Below are 17023 nucleotides of genomic sequence, written 5' to 3' on the forward strand. Positions count from 1 at the left end.
AAGCGCGCTTTTCATAGCGCCGTAGCGAGCGAGCGGCTTGCGACGGTCATCGGCGATTCTCCGGTTAGGTCGGTTTGCGAATCTCAACGCAACCGAGGTACCCACCGATGACCGACGAGATGATGAGCCTGCGGGCGCTTCTGGAAAAGTCCCCCGACGCCGATTTCCTTCGCGAGATGATCGGTTTCGCCGCCGAGCGGCTGATGGAGCTGGAGGTCGGCGCGAAGATCGGCGCCGCGCTCGGCGAGCGCTCGCCCGACCAGTTGGCCCAGCGCGGTGATGTCAGATTAACTCGAGAAGGGTGCAAATGTCGCGCGACGGTCAAATTTTAGGCGACGGTCAGCGTGACGGATTTCCACTCCGCCATCGCCGGGAGGCGATGCAGATGAGTAGCGATTGCGGAGCGATGTGAACGCGGTGGAACGAAGAGATTGCGGACGGCGGAAAAGGTTTCGACGAATCTTTGAAGCCCACTCCATGAACGAAAACCTTACATCGCTCGCTCGCGCTTTCGGATGGGAACATGCGAGTTTTCCGCGCGATTGTTGAGACCCTTGTGTTGGCGATGCTCCACTTTCGGCATGATCTCGCGCCGGGCGGCGCCGTAGGAGCCGAGTTTGTCGGTGATCATGCGCTTGGGAGGACAGCCTTGTTTGCGCAAAAGCCGCTCCAACAATCGCTTGGCAGCTCGTGTGTCGCGGCGGATCTGGACGATTTCGTCGAGCACATATCCGTCTTGATCGACAGCGCGCCAGAGATAGCGCTTTTCACCATTGATCGTGATGACGACTTCGTCGAGATGCCAAATGTCTTGTCGGCTCGGCTTCTTTCGCTTCAAGCGCCGGACATAATCCGGTCCGAATTTTTTAGCCCAGACGCGAACCGTCTCATAGGAAACCAGGACCCCGCGTTCGAGCAGCAATTCCTCGACCAGTCGTAGGCTCAGTGGAAATCGAAAATACAGCCACACCGCGTGGGCGATGATCTGCGGCGGAAAGCGGTGACGCTTATAGCTGATCGGCGGCTCGGTCATCCGATCCGTATCACCCGGAATTGCCTACGCCAACGTTAACCTGACATCGCCCGAACCTGATCGCGTGCCCATTCCCTCAATTTGCACTGCAACCCTTTCGCGGACGATCTCACATAAACTCGATTCCGGCGCGTTGAGGCCGATCAAATGCCTTTGTCACGGGGCTGTCAGCATATCTGATCGCCTTTTCGTTACTTCGGTCCGGTCAGCATCTTGTGAAGGTCGCCCGCGAATCTGTCGAACCGCGCCGAACCATTGCGGATCGCGAGCACCAGGCGAATGTTCGGCACGGTGGGGAGCCCAACGTCTTTGGACATGATCGCATGATCGGGGCCGACCGCGCTCTTCGGGAGTATTCCCACTCCCAACCTCGCGCTGATGGCCGAGCGGACATTTTCGTAGGATGCGCTTGAATAGGCGATCGAATATTTAACGCCCGTCGTCTCCAGGGACTGAATCGCCGCGCGCCGATAGGCGCAGCCGTCTGGAAAGGTGACGAGCGGTAGCGCACAGCTCGGATCAAAACGAAATCTCTCGCGGGCGACCCAGAGCAGCGGCTCCTCACGAATGACCCGCATATTGCACTCGCAGCCAACGCGGTTGTCCTCCGCCATGTCCTTGTAGAGAACGATATCCAGCGCGCCTCTGGAAAATTGTTCTTTCAATTGCTCCGACAGGCCGGAAACGACTTCGACGCGCAGATTGGAATTGCTCTCGAGGGAGCGTGCGGCGAGGGAGTTCAAATGCTCGACCTCGAAGTCGTCCAAGACACCCAGCGCGATCCGGTCAGATGCATCCGGCTGTCTCATGATCCCTACCGTGTCGTTGAGCTTCACCAGAATCTCACGCGCCGGTCCAATGAAGCGATGGCCATCCTCGGTTAGCCCCGCGAAGTGGCCACGATCACGCACGACGAGCACGCATCGAAGAATGTCCTCCAACCTTTTGAGGCCCTGCGTGATCGCAGATTGTGAGCGCGCGAGTTCGTTGCCGGCACGCTGAAAACCGCCATGGTCGCTGACCGCCACGAATGCTCGAAGATGCTCGAGCGTGATCCTACGATCTCCCATGATCGCATCCGATCGCGCGCGGTCGTTCTGCAAATCGCTCATGCTCGCCTCATATGCTGTCGATGACAAGGCATATTAGGCGCACTTATATCGCCCGCAAATTACTAATTTTACTGCAAATGCCCATTCCCCCATAGTTCTTCACAACCTCGCGAGGCTCGTGATGTTGCGGACTTCTCTCTCTGTTTTAGTAATCGTCTTCAGCGCCATTTGGAGTTCAGCTTTCGTAGTCGGAAAGATAGCTCTCCGCGATTACGATCCTTTCACGGTGCTGGTCGTCCGCTTCATGATCGCGTCGCTCCTTCTCGGCGTGCTCGTCGTCGCCACGCGACCGAAGCCGAATAGGAACGCTGTCGAGACAGGCGTTCTGCTCGGCCTGTTGAACAACTGTGCATATCTTGGTCTGACGTTCTATTCGCTGAACTATATCTCGCCCGTTCTAGTCGTCGTCATCGTCAGCTGCGCACCATTTTTCACTCTGCTGCTGTCTTGGCTTTTCGAGAGCGAAGCGATGTCGCTTCGACAGGCCGCGGGCATAGCGCTCGGTTTTTCGGGCGTAATCCTCGCCACCGGCATCGATTTCGGGGCGATCGCGAGTCTCACGGGCATTGCTCTCGCCATTTTGGGAACCGCCTCGTTCTCATTGGCGACGGTGCTGTTCCACGCGCGAGCACAGCACTATCCGATCGATCAGTTGAATCTCTGGCAGTCCATGACCGGTGCCGTTGTCCTGTTGCCTATCGCCTATTTCTTTGGAAGACCTTTGATTGCGCCGACGACCGAGAGTGCTGCGGCCATTCTCTATCTCGTGATCGTGGTGACGATCGGCGGCATGGGACTGTGGCTACTGCTCATAAGACTGACCGGTGCCGCCACGGCGTCCTCCTACCACCTCCTCAATCCATTTTTCGGCGTCGTTCTATCCGCTCTCGTGCTCAAGACGCCGTTACGCATTCTCGATTTTTCCGGCGCTGCGATCGTCGCGAGCGGCTTGGCTCTGGTTATTTCAGCCCCACGAAAGAAGGAGTAATACGATGACCATTACCGCAATAGACACTCGTATCAGTGTTTCACCGACCGATTTCTTCGAGCTGCCGACCGTGCTGCGCATACGTGACTCGCTCGAGATCGGCCTGACCGATCGCTCCTATCTCCCCAAGTCGAACGATCTTCGCAGCGACTGGGTCGCCAGCGTTGCGACGCCGGCATTCAAAGCCCTTGCTCAAACGGGCGCCTCCGTCCCGCGCTTCTGCACGATCGGCACGGGAGCCGGGTTGGACGCCCTCGCCGCAATAGAGATACTCAAATCCGATACGGTTGCTTTCACCGATCTTCATCAGGACGTCGTCGATCGCGCGCGCCACAACATTCTCGACAATCTGCGCCCCGATGTTCGGGTCGAACTCATCTCCGGGGCAGGGGACATTCTCGCGCCTCTCGCCGGCGAGGCCGACAATTTCGACGTCATCTACGAGAATCTTCCGAACATCCCCCTGTCCGAGGCGGGGGACATCCGAGATGGACAAACCAGCTCGACCTTCATCACGAAGCGTTCGGAGGCTATTCCGAAGTTCGCGGAACAATATCTCATTACGCTGCACTATCTCGCGCTTGAGCAAGCTCGTCCGATGTTGCGCTCTGGCGGGCGCGTACTGTCTTCCATCGGCGGCCGCGTTCCGCTCCGGCAAATCTTGAATCTCGCAGAGCATACAGGTTACCACGGCAACATCCTCACCTACACATGGAAGCGACAGTCGGAACCGGAAGAGGTGATCGGAGGCTACGCCGCATGGGAGGTGCGCGGACACGGCCCGTTCCATTTCTATCCGGCGAGCATTCTCGCAGAGACCTTCGAGGGCATGTCGGTCCATGCAGCCGGAGCACAGGCGCTCGCGATCGAGGCCGCTCTCTCCAGCCACGAGATCACGGCGACTGAAGCCCTGATCCAATTGCGCGCCGGCCAGGATATCGGCCACACCGTCGGCATTCTCGAATCGGTCAAGTGAGGACTCCATGCGACTGCAATCGTTTATTGGGGGCACGCCGCTGCTCGAGCTGACGACGCTCGATATTCCCCGTCACGTGCGGATATTCGCCAAGCTGGAGTTTCTCAATCCCGGCGGCAGCATCAAAGACAGAGTGGTCAGCTACATACTGGACGACGCCGAGCGGCGCGGCATCTTGCGTTCCGGTTCGACCATCGTCGAAAATACGTCGGGCAACACCGGGGCGGCGATCGCGATGCTCGCAGCGATGCGCGGCTACAAGGCCATTCTCACCATGCCGGACAAAGTGAGCAAGGAGAAGCAGAATGCGCTCACGGCGATGGGTGCCGATGTCGTCGTCTGTCTCACTTCCGCCCCACCGGACAGCCCGGGACATTATGTGGCAACCGCGCGTCGCGTACATGCGGAGACACCGAACTCGTTCATGCTGAACCAATATGACAATCCGCTCAACGCCGAAGCCCATTTTCGATCGACAGGCCCGGAGATATGGGCGGCCCTCGGCAAGCAGATCAGCGCATTCGTCGCTTCGGGAAGCACGGGAGGGACGATTTCTGGAATAGGTCGCTATCTTCGTGCGAAAAATCCGGCGATCGACATTGTTCTGCTCGATCCATTAGGCTCAATCTACCACAAATATTTTCATCAAGGAGTAGTCGATCCAGGACAGATCGCGCCCTATCACGTCGAGGGCGTCGGCGAAGACCATTTGGCAAAGTGCATGGATTTTTCCGTCCTATCGGACGTCCTCCAATTCAGTGATGCAGACGCTTTCGCCACTTGCCATCACCTCGCACGCTCGGAGGGTTTGCTGTGCGGCGGCAGTTCGGGCGCAAACGTGTGGGGCGCCATTCAACTCGCACGCCGGATGAAAGAACCCGGAAGCATCGTGACCGTTCTTCCAGATAATGGCGTGAAATATATTTCCAAAATTTACAACGATGAGTGGTTGGTGGACCATGAAATGCGACCCTTCCGTGACCCCGGCACGCTGGTCCCGAAACGAGACGCGAGTTTCGTCCCGGATAAGCATCTGATGCCAAATCTCTGAGAGACCAACTCACGTCGTGGGATTCCCGACTTGGAGAATATAGGAGGCCGTCATGGGCAGCGCTTGGGCTTCGGGGCGATTACGATGCGGGAACCTCGCTGGCGATAGCAAAACGTTCGAAGGACGGGCCGCAGTCGCCTCGTCTCCTCGCCTTGGCGTCGATCTACGATAGCGGCTCGCGCAGCGAGGCGGCAAAGGTCGGCGTGCACGAGTAGCCCGCCGATCTCTTCCATGATCCTGCCATCGTCGGACTCCATCGCCATTTTTCAAATCTCAAGCAGGCTGGTTGAAAAACCGTCTCGCGTCGCCTTGAGGGCTGCCTCGTCGCAGTTTTCGTATTCGAACTCGATCTCGATCGAACCGTCATCGACGAGTTCGGCTGTCCCTTCGCCGGAGACTTCGTCGATTTCGTCGAAGCCCATCCATGTGAAAGCGATCGAGGTTGGGCCGTATGCGAGATCGAGGGGCGCCTGCATTGCGCCGAACGCGATTTCGTCGCGTCCGTCGGCGTCGATGACGATCTCCGCCTGCCCGCAGAGGTCGAGATAGGCGCGATCCCAGAGGTCGGCCGCGACGATGCGCCAGCGACCGACCAGCTTGGGCTCTGTCGCGAATTTTTCTCGCGGGCCGGTTGGGGCTATGATCGCCGGGCTGGGGCAGGCGGAATAGCGTGATGATCGATTTCAAGGGCAGCCATTTTGAACGCGACGTGATCCTGTGGGGCGTCCGCTGGTATGTGGCGTATCCGATGAGCTATCGTCAGCTCGAGGAAATGATGGAAGAGCGCGGCGTCGAGGTCGACCATTCCACGCTCAACCGCTGGGTCGCGAAATATGCGCCTTTGCTGGAGAAGGAGTTTCGTGCTCGCAAGCGCGCTGTCGGGTCGAGCTGGCGTCTCGATGAGACTTATGTGAAAGTCAAAGGCTGCTGGAAATATCTGTATCGGGCCGTCGACAAAGCGGGTGCGACGGTCGCCTTCTGACGGCCAAGAGGGATTGCAAAGCGGCGTTGCGCTTCTTGCGCAAGGCGATCGGCCGGCACGGAGAGCCGAAGAATATAACGATCGACAAGAGCGGAGCCAACACAGCAGCGATCGAAAGCTACAATGAGGAGCGTGAAGCGGACATCGAAATCCGGCGCATCAAATATCTCAATAATATCGTCGAGCAGGACCATCGAGCAGTGAAACGCGTGACGCGTCCGACGCTGGGTTTCAAATCATTTCGATCGGCTGCCGCGACGCTTTCTGGAATCGAGCTGATGCACATGATCCGAAAGGGGCAGATGCGAACGACGAACGAAATGCGTCCTGCGCAGCAATTCTATTCCCTCGCCGCCTGAGCCACGTCATTCTCACTTGCCCGGCGCGCCTGTAGACAAAATTTGCGACAGAACCCTCTTGAACGCTCGACGAAAAAACGCTTTGGCGGCGGCGACATCTCGCTTGGCGCGCAACAAAAAGTCCACAGTTTTCCCCGCCTTGTCAACGGCGCGGTAGAGATAGACCCAGCGGCCCTTGATCTTGACGTAGGTCTCGTCGACGCGCCACGATCCTCCGGCTTGCCGCGCGAAGCGGTTCCATCGCTTTTCGAACTCGGGAACGTAGCGCTGCACCCAACGCATGATGGTCGTATGGGCCAAAGATAAGCCGCGTTCGGCCATCATTTCCACGAGATCTCGAAAGCTGAGCTTGTATCGCAAATACCACCGCACGCAGAGAACGATGATCTCACGGTCGAAATGGCGGCCTTTGAAAAGATCGTCTACGCTCAGCATCGCCAATTACCCCAGCCCCATTGCGTCTCGCCCACGCAATTATGCCTCCCGCGCGCCGTTTGCACTAGAACTTCGCTTCGCACGCAGCAAAAAATCCACCGTCTTTCCCGCTTTGTCGACGGCGCGATAGAGATAAACCCAGCGGCCCTTGATCTTGACATAAGTCTCGTCGACGCGCCACGATCCGCCGGTTTGGCGCGCGAAGCGGTTCCACCGCTTTTCGAACTCTGGAACGTAGCGCTGAACCCAGCGCATGATGGTCGTGTGAGCCAAAGACAAGCCGCGTTCGGCCATCATTTCCACGAGATCGCGAAAGCTGAGCTTGTATCGCAGATACCACCGCACGCAGAGAACGATGATCTCGCGGTCGAAATGGCGTCTTTGAAAAGATCGTCCACGCTCAGCATCACCCATTACCCCAGCGTCCGGTTCCCCCTTCACGGATTATGTCCCGCTTACGCCGTTTTGCACCAGAACCATTATCTCTTCGGCAGGGCGCGCGAGATACTCACCGAGGACAATCTCTGCTCGCTCTATCGCGCGCCGCTGAAGCGCATCGCCTTCGAGCATGACGGCCGCGTGACCGAGACGATCGCGCCGATCCTCGCGCCGGCCCAAACGTCGGTGCTTCGCTCCGACGAGATCCTCGAAGCGGATTGAACTGATCGGGGAGACCGAGACGGCGCGATCCGTCACGACCCTCCGCGTTCTTCTGCGCGCGCTAGGACTTCGTCGCGGCCTGCGTCGCCATTGCGCACGGAGCGCAGGGCGACTCCGCGACGGGTGGCGGAGAGACCGGGCGACTCCAACCGCCGCCGAGCGCCGTCATCAGCGACAACGCCGCCTGCAGGCGTCCCGTGCGCAATGCGATCGCCTGACGCTGCGCGGCGAAGGCGTCGGACTGCGCCGTCACCACCTCCACATAGGTCACGACGCCCTCCTCATAGAGCTTCAGCGAGATATCGAGCGTCTTATTGCCGGCGACGACGGCGGCGGCAATATCCTTTTCCTGACGGTCGAAATAGCGAATGAGCGCGAGCGCGTCCTCGACCTCGCCATAGGCGCGTAGGACGACGCTTCGGTAATGCGCCACGGCCTCGAGATAGGCGGCCTCGGCGTCGTGCAGATCGGCCGAATGCGCGCCACCGTCGAAGATCGGCAGCGTCACGGCTGGCCCGAGCGACCAGAGGCTGTTGCGCGCGTTGAAGAGGCTGAGACCCGTGTCTTGCGTTCCGCCGGAAAGATTGATCGTGAAGCGTGGGAAAAACGCGGCGCGCGCGACGCCGATCGAAAGGTTGGCGCCATAGACCCGCCGCTCGACGGCAGCAATGTCGGGGCGGCGCTCAAGCAACTGCGACGGAGCGTCGAGCGGAATTGTCGGAGCAGCGACGCGCGTCTGCGACGACGGCAGAGAAAAGCTCTCCGGCGTGTGGCCGGCGAGAATTGCGACCGCATGTTCGAGCAGCGCGCGGCGCGCCTCTATTTCGGAGAGCTGCGCCCTCGCGAAGCCGATCTGGGTCTGCGCGCGCGTCACGTCGGCGGGCGAGGTGATGCCGCCGCCGACACGTTTCTGCACGAGAGCGAGCGAGCGACCATAGGCCGCGACGATGCGCTTTTGCAGCGCGATCTCATTATCGGCGCCTTGCAGGTTGATGTAGTCGCGCGCGAGCTCGGCGTGTAGGCTCAAAGCGACGGCGGCGAGATCGGCTTCGGACGCCTGCGCCTGCGCGACGCCTGCGGATGCGAGATTGCGGACGCGCCCCCAAAGATCGATCTCATAACTCGACTGTATCGACAGCTGATTGTCGCCGTAAAAAGTCGGCGCATTCGTGGGCAGGCCGTGGGACTGCGCCGATCGCGCGAAATCGGAGCCGCTCGGATAGGAATTGGCCAATCGAAGCGGGCGGTGCAATGATTCCTTGTTCTCGGTCAGCTGGCCGCTCGCCGTCAGCGTCGGCGAGAGGCCGACGGCGGCTTTCATGGCCAAGGCGCGCGCTCGGTCCATGACGGCCATGGCCTGGCCGAGGTCCGGATTGAATTGGTCGAGGTCGCGCTCGAGTGCGTCGAGGCGCTTGTCGCGAAAGGCGCGCCACCACGATCCCCGCGGACTCAGATCCGACGGGTCGGCGGAAGACCATTGCAAGCCGCCATCACTCGAGAGGGCGTGCTTTTTCTCGGCGGCGGATCCGTCTCCTTTGGCTTCCTTGAAGCTCGCCGGAGTCTCCACCGTCGGCGCGATATAGGCCGGCGCGAGGTCGCAGCCGCTCAAAGACACACATGCCGTCATCAAGAGGAATTGACGCAACAATCTCATCTCGCCTGCGCTTCCTTCCGCTCGCCGTCCTTGATTCTCACCGCGATCCCGTCATGCACGGATTGCCATGGAGTGCGGATCACGCGATCGGTCTCCGAGAGCCCCGCCGATATCTCGAGCGATGGTCCGAGATCACGCGCGATCTTCACGTTCTTCATGCGCACGACGCCCCGCTCGTCGACGGTCGCTACTTGCGGCGACGCATTGACGAAGACGAGCGCGCTCGCCGGCAAAAGCAGCGGCGCCCCTTCGGGAGGAAGCGAAATCCTGATTTGTCCGAACGCGCCCGGCAGCAGCGCGCGATCGGGATTGTCCGCCTCGAATTGCACGAGCAGAGTTCTCGAGCCCGCGGCGATCGCGCTGGCGGTCGTCATGATCTTCGTCGAAAATTCCCGCGTCGGATATTGCGGCAACGTCAACCGCGCGGTCAGCCCCGGCGTGATCTTCGCCGCATAGGCCTGCGGCGCGCGGACATAGACGCGCATTTTGTGAATGTCGGCGACGCGAAACAGCTCCCGCCGCCCGGCGCCAGCGTCGACCAAGGCGCCGACGTCGACATTGCGCGCTGTAACGACGCCGTCGAAAGGCGATGTCAGATTGAGATATGCTTCGAGAGCGACGAGCCGGTCGAGATTGGCCTGAGCCGCATTCTGCGAGGCTGCCGCCGCCTCCAGATTTCCGGTCTTTTCGTCCGCGCTCTGGGGCGAGACCGCGGCCTGGTTGCGGAGCGTGGTCCAGCGCTTCGCCGTCGCGCGCGCGAGATTTTGCTCCGCCTTGCTGCGCGCGAGGAGACCCTTGGCCTGCTCCACCTGCTGGTTGAGGTCGGGCGCGTCGATGACGCCAAGCACGTCGCCGACCTTGACCTGCGCGCCTATGTCATAGGCCCAGCTCTTCAAATATCCGTTGACGCGCGCATAGATCGGCGCGTCGACGAAGGCCTCGACATTGGCCGGCAGCACGAGCTCCTGGGTGGCTGTCGAGAGCGTCGGCGTACATAGTTCGACCGTCGGAATCACCGCTTCCTGCGTCACGCGCGCGAGTTCGGCGTCGCGCGCATGACGCGAGGCCACGCCGGAGACGACAAGCGCGAGAATAACGCCTATGGCGACGAGTCCTCTCGGACGCAGCCTGCGCAAGAACTCCGCCTGCGCCAGCGGGTCCGGCGGTTGGAGACGAGGCGGCTCATGGTGCGACATTCGCTTGCTCCAATTCCGTATTCTCCGGCGCGTCGTATTGCGCGCGCTGCGCTCTGCGGCGGGCGAGGAAACCATGCGCGAGACTGAACATGACCGGCAGCAACAGCAGCGTTCCCATGGTCGCGAAGGTCAGGCCGCCGATGACGGCGCGACCGAGGGGAGCATTCTGCTCGGCGGAGAGCGCCATAGGTGCCATGCCGATGATCATCGCGAGAGCCGTCATGATGACGGGGCGAAAGCGCGTCACGCCCGCCGCCGCCGCCGCATGGAGCGGAGTGTCGCCGTGATCGAGCCGCTCGCGCGCGAAGGCGATGACGAGATTGCTGTTTGCCGTCGCGACGCCCATGCACATGATCGCTCCGGTCAGCGCCGGAACGGATATGGTCGTCTCGCTCAAAAAGAGCATCCAGACGATGCCGGCCAATGCCGTCGGCAGGCCGGAGACGATCAAGAACGGGTCCAGCCAGGATTGGAAATTGACGACGATGATGAGGTAGACGAACACGATCGACAGGACGAGGCCGAGCAGCAAATCCGCATAGGCGCTGCGCATCGTGGCGATTTGACCGCGCAGCGCCAGATTGGAGGCGGCCGGCGCTTCCTTGCGGGTGTCGTCCAATATTTTTTGAACGTCATCCGCAATCGCGCCTAGGTCGCGGCCGCGCACGCCGGCATAGATGTCGAACGCCGACTGGCTGTTGAAATGCGTGACGACGCCCGAACTCCAGCCGCGCCGAATGGAGGCGATGCCGCTGAGAATTTGTTGTCCCTCGCCTGCGGCCACCGGCTTGCTCGCCAGCGCGTCGAGGCTCGTGTTCCAAAACTGCGGCTCCATCGTCACGATCGGATAGGAGACGCCGCTCTTGACGTTGAGCCAGAAGGCCGGCGAGGTCTGGAACGAGCCGGCGAGCATGGTCTGCAAGGAGACCGTGACGTCGCGCTCCGAGAGTCCGACCTCCTGCGCGAGCGTTCGATCAACGTCGACGTGGAGCGTAGGCAAATCGCCCGCCTGCTGCATGCGCGGATCGGCGATCCCCGGCACGCGGGCGACTCGCTCCAAGGTCTTTTGCAGATAGACGAGGTTTTCGTCGCGCTTGCTTCCCGAGATCTGGATGTCGAGCGGAGCCGGCAAGCCGAAATTGAGGATTTGCGTCACTATGTCGGCCGGCAGGAAAGAGAACACGACGCCGGGAAAGGCGCGGGGCAGACGCTCGCGCAATAGTTCCGCGAAGGGACTCGCATCGGCGACCTTCTCGGGATCGAAGCTCAGCGTCAGATCGGCGTCGTTCGTGCCGATGGTGCCGGAGTTGTTGTAGCTCAGATTGATGCCCGAGATCGGCAGGCCGATGTTGTCGACGATGCTCGTCAGCGCGCCATGCGGCAGAACGTCGCGGATCTCGGCTTCGATCCGGTCGCAGAGAACGCCAGCCTGCTCAAGACGAGTTCCCGTGGGGAGGCGGACATGCAGTCGCAAGGAACTGCTTTCGGTCTCGGGGAAGAAATCGCGTCCGAGAAAGGGGGTCAGCGTGAAAGAGAGCGCGACGCCCGCGAAGAACATAGCGACGAAAGCCTTCGGGCGCGCAAGCGCCAGTTGGAGCACGCGCGCGTAAGTGTCGAGCAATCTTTCGAAGCCTCTTTCGAACGCGATTTGCGCGCGCGTGAACGTCGCGAGGAAGACGCCGCGCCGGGCCGGGCCGTATTTCGCCTCGCGCAGCGCCTCACGTTGCTGCGCGCTGAGGAAATAGCGGGCCATCGTCTCGACCAGAGTGTAGGTCAGACAGTAGGATGCAATCATCGCAAAGACGACGGCTTCGGCGAGCGGACGAAACAGATAGCCGGCGACGCCGCCGAGAAGCAGCAGCGGCGCGAACACGATGCAGATACAAAGCAGCGACACGGTGGCGGGCGTGATGATCTCCTTTGCTGCCTTGATGATCGCGTCGTCGATCGCCTCGCCCGCCTCCATGTGACGGTTGACATTCTCGATCGTGACGGTCGCGTCGTCGACGAGGAGGCCGACGGCGAGCGCGAGACCGCCGAGCGTCATCACATTGACGGTTTCGCCCAGCGCCGACAGCGCGAAGAGGGCGGCGAGAATGGAGAGTGGGATCGAGATCGTGATGATGATCGTCGAGCGCCAGCTGCCGAGAAAGAGCAGGATCATGAGGCCGGTGAGCGCGGCCGCGATCGCCGCCTCGCGCGCGACGCTCACGACCGCTCCGCTGATGAAGGCGGACTGGTCGCCGATCACCGTCATCTCGATCCCGTCCGGGAGCGCGAGCTTCAATCGCGGCAGCATCGCCTTGACGCCGTTGATCACGTCGAGCGACGACGCCGATCCGGAGGTCAGCACGGGCAGCAGCACCGCCGGCGCGCCATCGACGCGCACGAGATTGGTTTGTGGCGCGTTGCCGTTGTGGACATGGGCCACGTCGCGCAGATAGACGATCGCGCCATCGGCGCGCTTTATCGGAAAGTCGTTCAGCGCGGCGATGTCGGCGGGCGCGTCGTTGATGAGGACGGCGTATTCATAGTCGCCGATCTTCTGCGTGCCGGCGGGAATGATGAGATTTTGCCGTTCGACGGCAGTCACCACATCTTGCGCCGTGAGACCGAGGCCGAGCAATTTTTCCTGGTCGAGGTCGATGCGCACCTGCCGCGATTTGCCGCCATAGGGAAAAGGGACGGCGGCGCCGGTCACTGTCGTCAAAGGCGGCCGGATGAGCGTGTAGACGGCGTCGGCGACCTCCGCCTCGGTGCGTGTGGCGCTCGAGAACGCGATCTGAATGACCGGCACGGTCGACGCGTTGAAAGATATGACCTGTGGCGGCTGCACGCCCGGGGGGAGCAGGCGCAAGACGGTCTGGCCCGCCGCGCCCACCTGCGCCAGCGCGAGATCTATTTTCACCTTCGGCTGAAAATAGATCTTGTTGACGCCGATGCCATTGTAGCTCTGTGATTCGACATGATCGATGTCGTTGACGAGCGCCGTCAGCGCCAGCTCGTAAGGATAGAGGATGCGGGTGGACATATCGTCCGGCGAAAGGCCGACATAGGTCCAGATCACGGACACGACAGGAATGCCGACCGCCGGAAATATGTCGACCGGCGTCCTGACAATCGCCAACGCGCCGAGTATGACGATGAGAACCGCCGCCACGACGAAAGTGTAGGGGCGCCGCAGAGCGATCAGCACGAGCTGGAGCATTTCGAAGTCCTTGTCGGACAAACGGCGGCCTGCGCTGGGCGGCCGACGGATTCGACGCTTGGGCTAATCGGCGACGCGACGCCTCCGCCCGCCGAGCGGATCGAATCCGTCCGGCGGCCCGGCGAGCCGTTGGAAAAAGCGTCGACGCCGCACCTTGACCGGGGGCAAGCTAGCACCGACAATTTTGCCTTGCTAGAAGTGATTTTGCAGGAGCAGTCTGCAAAAATGCAGAATCTGAATTGGGACGATCTTCGCTATGTCATTGTCCTGTCGCGGACTGGCCGTCTGGCTACCGCGGCGCGGCAGTTGCACGTCGACGAAACGACGATCGCGCGCCGAGTGGCTCGCGTCGAGCGCGCCCTGGGCTCGCGTCTGTTCGAGCGCGCCAATGGGCAGTTGCTGCTCACGGAGACCGGTCACGAGGTTCTCCGGCACGCCGAGCAAATCGAAATGGGCGTCTGCGGCATCAAAAGCGTCGCGACAGGCCAGGACGACAGCGCCGCGGGAACGGTACGATTGACCTCGGTGGCTCTGATCATGAATCGGGTCTTGCTGCCTGCGCTCCCGGAATTTCTGCGGGCTCATCCTCAATTGCAGCTGCACCTCGTCTCCGAGCCGAGAAACTTGGATCTCGGCGATAGGGAGATCGACATCGCCGTGCGCTTCGCCCGACCCGAGCAAGACTATCGTCTCGTCGCCCGCCGCATCTGCGAGTTGCCCTATGGGGTTTTCGGAGCCGTTGGATCCTCGACGGAAAAGCTGCCCTGGGTCACTTACGAAGAGAGCCTGTCCGCTTTGCCGCTCGCGCGCTGGCTCGCCGAGGCCGTGAAGCAGGAGCCGGACCTCGGCCCGGGCTTGATCGTCAACGACTCCGATCTCGCGATGAATGCCGTGCACGCCGGCTTGGGTCGCTCGCTCATGCCGATCTGCGTGGGCGACCGTGACGAAGGTCTCGTGCGGCTCAGTGGAGCCGAACCCGTCCTCACGCGAGAACTCTGGTTATTGGTTCGATCCGATTTGAAGCATCTTGCGCGCATCAAGCTCGTGATCGAGTGGATCGAGCGAGTCTTCGCGGAAATGGAGGCTCGGTGCGGCGAACGGGCGAAAGACATGAAATAATGCATGACATGGACGTCGTCCGCGGCGCATCCGCACCGGCGTTCGGCGGCATTCTCCCGCGGGACGAGCCCACCTTCCAGACATGCGATCCGCCCCACTGGAAGACTTTCGATGCCGTCTCCTCCGATCTCGCCGGCGACGCGCGCGATTATTGCGTTCCCGTCCCTCAGACAACAGCCCACGCTCTGTATCGCCCACGCCCGGTCAGCTCGCGAAGGTTCGACGAGAGTTCGTCGAACATCGTGGTGGCGGCTTGTTGAGAGACCCGAAGCTCCTTGGCGGCGAGAGGGACGGTGACGACCGGCGAAGCGAGACACAATTCGACGAGCTGCGGCATCCTCGAATTCGTTCGTCGGCCTTTGCATTTTCTGAGCAGGAGCTCGCGCGCGAGCGTCAATCTGTCGAGCTCCTTCGCGTCCGCATTCGCCATCGTTTCGATCGCACATGCGAGTGCGATCAATCGAGTTTCCAAATCATCCCGGCCGACTCGACGATATTTGGCGTATCGAAATCCAGAATGCAGCGCAGCGAGATGATGTCGCGTCTTTCCACGGGATCTGAGCAAGGCTGCGGCGAGCAAGGGGCCGAGCCAACCGCTGCGCTGCAACGGCTCGATCTCCTCCCAAGCATCGAGCGCGACGCTCGCCGCCATTAAAGGCGGAAGGTTCTGGCTGCGGCCCAGACGCTCGCGCCATTCCGCGAGACGGGCCTCACGGTCCCAATCTTCGTCGTAGACCAAACCAGAGTCGTCCCGCTTCGGCGGAACCGGCTGGATTCGCTCTATCGGGCGTGACGTTCGCGCCAGCAATTCATCGATCTCGGCGAATTCTCCTGTAAGGATCGTCTCATAGTCCTCGTCATCCACCTCCCGATCCGCGGCTTCGACCATGACGAGCGAACCAGCGGTCGGCTCGCACGCAACGCCGTTCGGTCGCCATGCGCCACGCAGACTGGCGAGGCCGTCGGTCGTCAACGCCCATCCCGGCTCGCGATCGGCAATGCGACGGCGCGTCAGCAGAACGGCGTGGGCTCGCACGAGCTCGTGCGTCGGCGTGCGCACGTCCATTCCGGCGTCATGAAGCACGAGGTCTTCGAGCTGCACGAATTCGCCCGCGCGCCACAAGGCTGCGCAGGCGTCGTGGAAATGCGCGCGAAGAACGAAGGCTTCGGCGACGGGGCTGGAGCGAAGCCGCTCGTCGAAACGCGCGAGGGCGTCCGACGCGCTCTCGAAGGGCGCCTGCAGAGGCTCGAATGAAACCGAGCCGGGAAGATCTAATCCCATTTTAATCCTGCACGAATCAAGACGATTATCAATTTATCTGGAATTTAGCTTGAGCGATAGAAGACACTTTGTTTGTTTCGTCGCCCGGATCGAAATGCGTCCCCTCGGCCGCCGAAAGCACGCCTCGGCACGGCTCTGGAGGCGCGCTTTTAGCCCGCAAATCGACGAAAAGGGCTGTTTTTCGGGCCTTTCTCCTGCTCGCCCCTATGCGCCGGCGGCGAGCGTCGGCCTTCGGATGCGATTTCAAACGACCGATTTATAGTCGCATACGATTATGTATTTGCGTATTGCGCCGGAGCTTATATGTCGATAGAATCTCGAATAATCGACACGTTTCCGGCATTTGTCGATCTCATCGACATGTCGGAAACGATCTGTCGATCGACAAAGGCTTCATCGACATGTCGTTCGACCCTGCCCGTCCCTATGATGATCTTCCGGCTCTGCCGCCGCGCCAGGACGTCGAGACCAAGGCCGTTCTCAAGGCCTGCGTCGGGGCCCGCGCGGCGCTGGCGGAGCTCAAAATCTCTGGCCGGCTGATCCCCAACCCGTCGGTTCTGATCAATTCGATTCCGCTCCTCGAAGCGCAAGCAAGCTCCGAGATCGAAAACATCGTCACGACCACGGACAGGCTCTTCCGCTTCGCCAACCGGCCGGAAACCGGCGTCGACCCTGCCACCAAGGAAGCGCTCCGCTATCGCACGGCGCTTTATCAGGGCTTCGAGAGTCTGAAGGACCGCCCGCTTTCGACTCGGAGCGCCATCGAGATATGTCGGACCATCAAAGGAGTGAACCTCGATATCCGCGCAACCCCAGGCACAGCGCTGCTGAACGAGGCGACCGGCCGAGTGGTCTACACTCCGCCCGAAGGAGCCGAACTGCTGCGCGACAAACTCGCCAATTGGGAGCGCTACATCCACGCGGATGACGGCGTCGATCCGCTGATCCGGCTCGCTATCGCGCATTAC

The 17023-nt window shown here is 61.1% G+C and carries 12 protein-coding genes and 5 pseudogenes; 8 read left to right on the forward strand and 9 right to left on the reverse strand.

The window, feature by feature from the left end; translation table 11 throughout:
- Positions 1 to 107 precede the first annotated feature (107 nt).
- Positions 108 to 287: pseudogene (locus C5689_RS14525) on the forward strand (IS256 family transposase); the annotation flags it as partial.
- A gap of 41 nt (positions 288 to 328) precedes the next feature.
- On the opposite strand, the pseudogene C5689_RS14530 reads toward C5689_RS14525, so the two are convergent.
- Positions 329 to 1033, reverse strand: a pseudogene (locus C5689_RS14530) (IS6 family transposase).
- A 191-nt stretch (positions 1034 to 1224) separates the two neighbouring features.
- Positions 1225 to 2145 carry a LysR family transcriptional regulator gene (locus tag C5689_RS14535; protein ID WP_108917989.1) on the reverse strand — a complete coding sequence of 307 codons (921 nt, stop codon included), beginning with the start codon at positions 2143 to 2145 and terminating at the stop codon, positions 1225 to 1227.
- A 121-nt stretch (positions 2146 to 2266) separates the two neighbouring features.
- Between C5689_RS14535 and C5689_RS14540 the strand changes: the two genes are divergently transcribed.
- Genes C5689_RS14540 through C5689_RS14550 form a run of 3 tightly spaced genes read left to right on the forward strand, consistent with a single transcriptional unit; the run spans position 2267 to position 5160 of the window.
- A complete protein-coding gene (locus C5689_RS14540; protein ID WP_108917990.1) occupies positions 2267 to 3133 on the forward strand; it encodes a DMT family transporter in 867 nt (288 codons plus the stop codon).
- A gap of 4 nt (positions 3134 to 3137) precedes the next feature.
- Positions 3138 to 4109 carry a class I SAM-dependent methyltransferase gene (locus tag C5689_RS14545; RefSeq protein ID WP_108917991.1) on the forward strand — a complete coding sequence of 324 codons (972 nt, stop codon included), beginning with the start codon at positions 3138 to 3140 and terminating at the stop codon, positions 4107 to 4109.
- Between the two features lie 7 nt (positions 4110 to 4116).
- Positions 4117 to 5160 carry a PLP-dependent cysteine synthase family protein gene (locus C5689_RS14550; RefSeq protein WP_108917992.1) on the forward strand — a complete coding sequence of 348 codons (1044 nt, stop codon included), beginning with the start codon at positions 4117 to 4119 and terminating at the stop codon, positions 5158 to 5160.
- Between the two features lie 266 nt (positions 5161 to 5426).
- Here the strand turns inward: C5689_RS14550 and C5689_RS18865 are convergent, their stop codons facing one another.
- Positions 5427 to 5636: a hypothetical protein gene (locus tag C5689_RS18865; protein WP_244594720.1), complete on the reverse strand. Its 210-nt coding sequence runs from the start codon at positions 5634 to 5636 to the stop codon at positions 5427 to 5429.
- Between the two features lie 197 nt (positions 5637 to 5833).
- Between C5689_RS18865 and C5689_RS14565 the strand changes: the two are divergent.
- Positions 5834 to 6501, forward strand: a pseudogene (locus C5689_RS14565) (IS6 family transposase).
- Between the two features lie 63 nt (positions 6502 to 6564).
- Here the strand turns inward: C5689_RS14565 and C5689_RS14570 are convergent.
- Together C5689_RS14570 and C5689_RS14575 are read right to left on the reverse strand one after the other, a co-directional pair.
- Positions 6565 to 6936, reverse strand: a pseudogene (locus C5689_RS14570) (IS6 family transposase); the annotation flags it as partial.
- Positions 6937 to 7008: 72 nt separating this feature from the next.
- Positions 7009 to 7350 (reverse strand): annotated as a pseudogene (locus C5689_RS14575) (IS6 family transposase); the annotation flags it as partial.
- A gap of 51 nt (positions 7351 to 7401) precedes the next feature.
- Here C5689_RS14575 and C5689_RS14580 point away from each other — a divergent pair.
- Positions 7402 to 7596, forward strand: coding sequence for a hypothetical protein (locus C5689_RS14580; RefSeq protein WP_108917995.1), 195 nt, complete (start codon positions 7402 to 7404; stop codon positions 7594 to 7596).
- A 61-nt stretch (positions 7597 to 7657) separates the two neighbouring features.
- Here the strand turns inward: C5689_RS14580 and C5689_RS14585 are convergent, their stop codons facing one another.
- From C5689_RS14585 to C5689_RS14595, 3 genes are read right to left on the reverse strand one after another with little or no spacing between them, the layout of a single operon-like run.
- Positions 7658 to 9250, reverse strand: a complete 1593-nt coding sequence (locus C5689_RS14585) for an efflux transporter outer membrane subunit (protein WP_108917996.1) — start codon at positions 9248 to 9250, stop codon at positions 7658 to 7660.
- Positions 9247 to 10446 (reverse strand): efflux RND transporter periplasmic adaptor subunit, encoded by a 1200-nt coding sequence (locus C5689_RS14590; protein WP_108917997.1) that lies wholly within the window; start codon positions 10444 to 10446, stop codon positions 9247 to 9249. Before C5689_RS14590 ends, C5689_RS14585 begins: the two co-directional genes overlap by 4 nt.
- Entirely contained in the window at positions 10433 to 13654 is a 3222-nt protein-coding gene (locus tag C5689_RS14595; RefSeq protein WP_108918000.1) for an efflux RND transporter permease subunit, read from the reverse strand. Before C5689_RS14595 ends, C5689_RS14590 begins: the two co-directional genes overlap by 14 nt.
- Before the next feature lie 129 nt (positions 13655 to 13783).
- Here C5689_RS14595 and C5689_RS14600 point away from each other — a divergent pair, with 129 nt between their 5' ends.
- Positions 13784 to 14773, forward strand: coding sequence for a LysR family transcriptional regulator (locus C5689_RS14600; RefSeq protein ID WP_244594721.1), 990 nt, complete (start codon positions 13784 to 13786; stop codon positions 14771 to 14773).
- Between the two features lie 166 nt (positions 14774 to 14939).
- Here the strand turns inward: C5689_RS14600 and C5689_RS14605 are convergent, their stop codons facing one another.
- Positions 14940 to 16055 (reverse strand): RHE_PE00001 family protein, encoded by a 1116-nt coding sequence (locus tag C5689_RS14605; RefSeq protein ID WP_108917999.1) that lies wholly within the window; start codon positions 16053 to 16055, stop codon positions 14940 to 14942.
- Between the two features lie 401 nt (positions 16056 to 16456).
- On the opposite strand from C5689_RS14605, the gene C5689_RS14610 reads away from it, so the two are divergent.
- On the forward strand, positions 16457 to 17023 hold a 567-nt coding region (locus C5689_RS14610), incomplete at its 3' end, for a Fic family protein (RefSeq protein ID WP_280176413.1).

It is taken from the genome of Methylosinus sporium (genome assembly GCF_003113265.1).
GTDB lineage: Bacteria > Pseudomonadota > Alphaproteobacteria > Rhizobiales > Beijerinckiaceae > Methylosinus > Methylosinus sporium.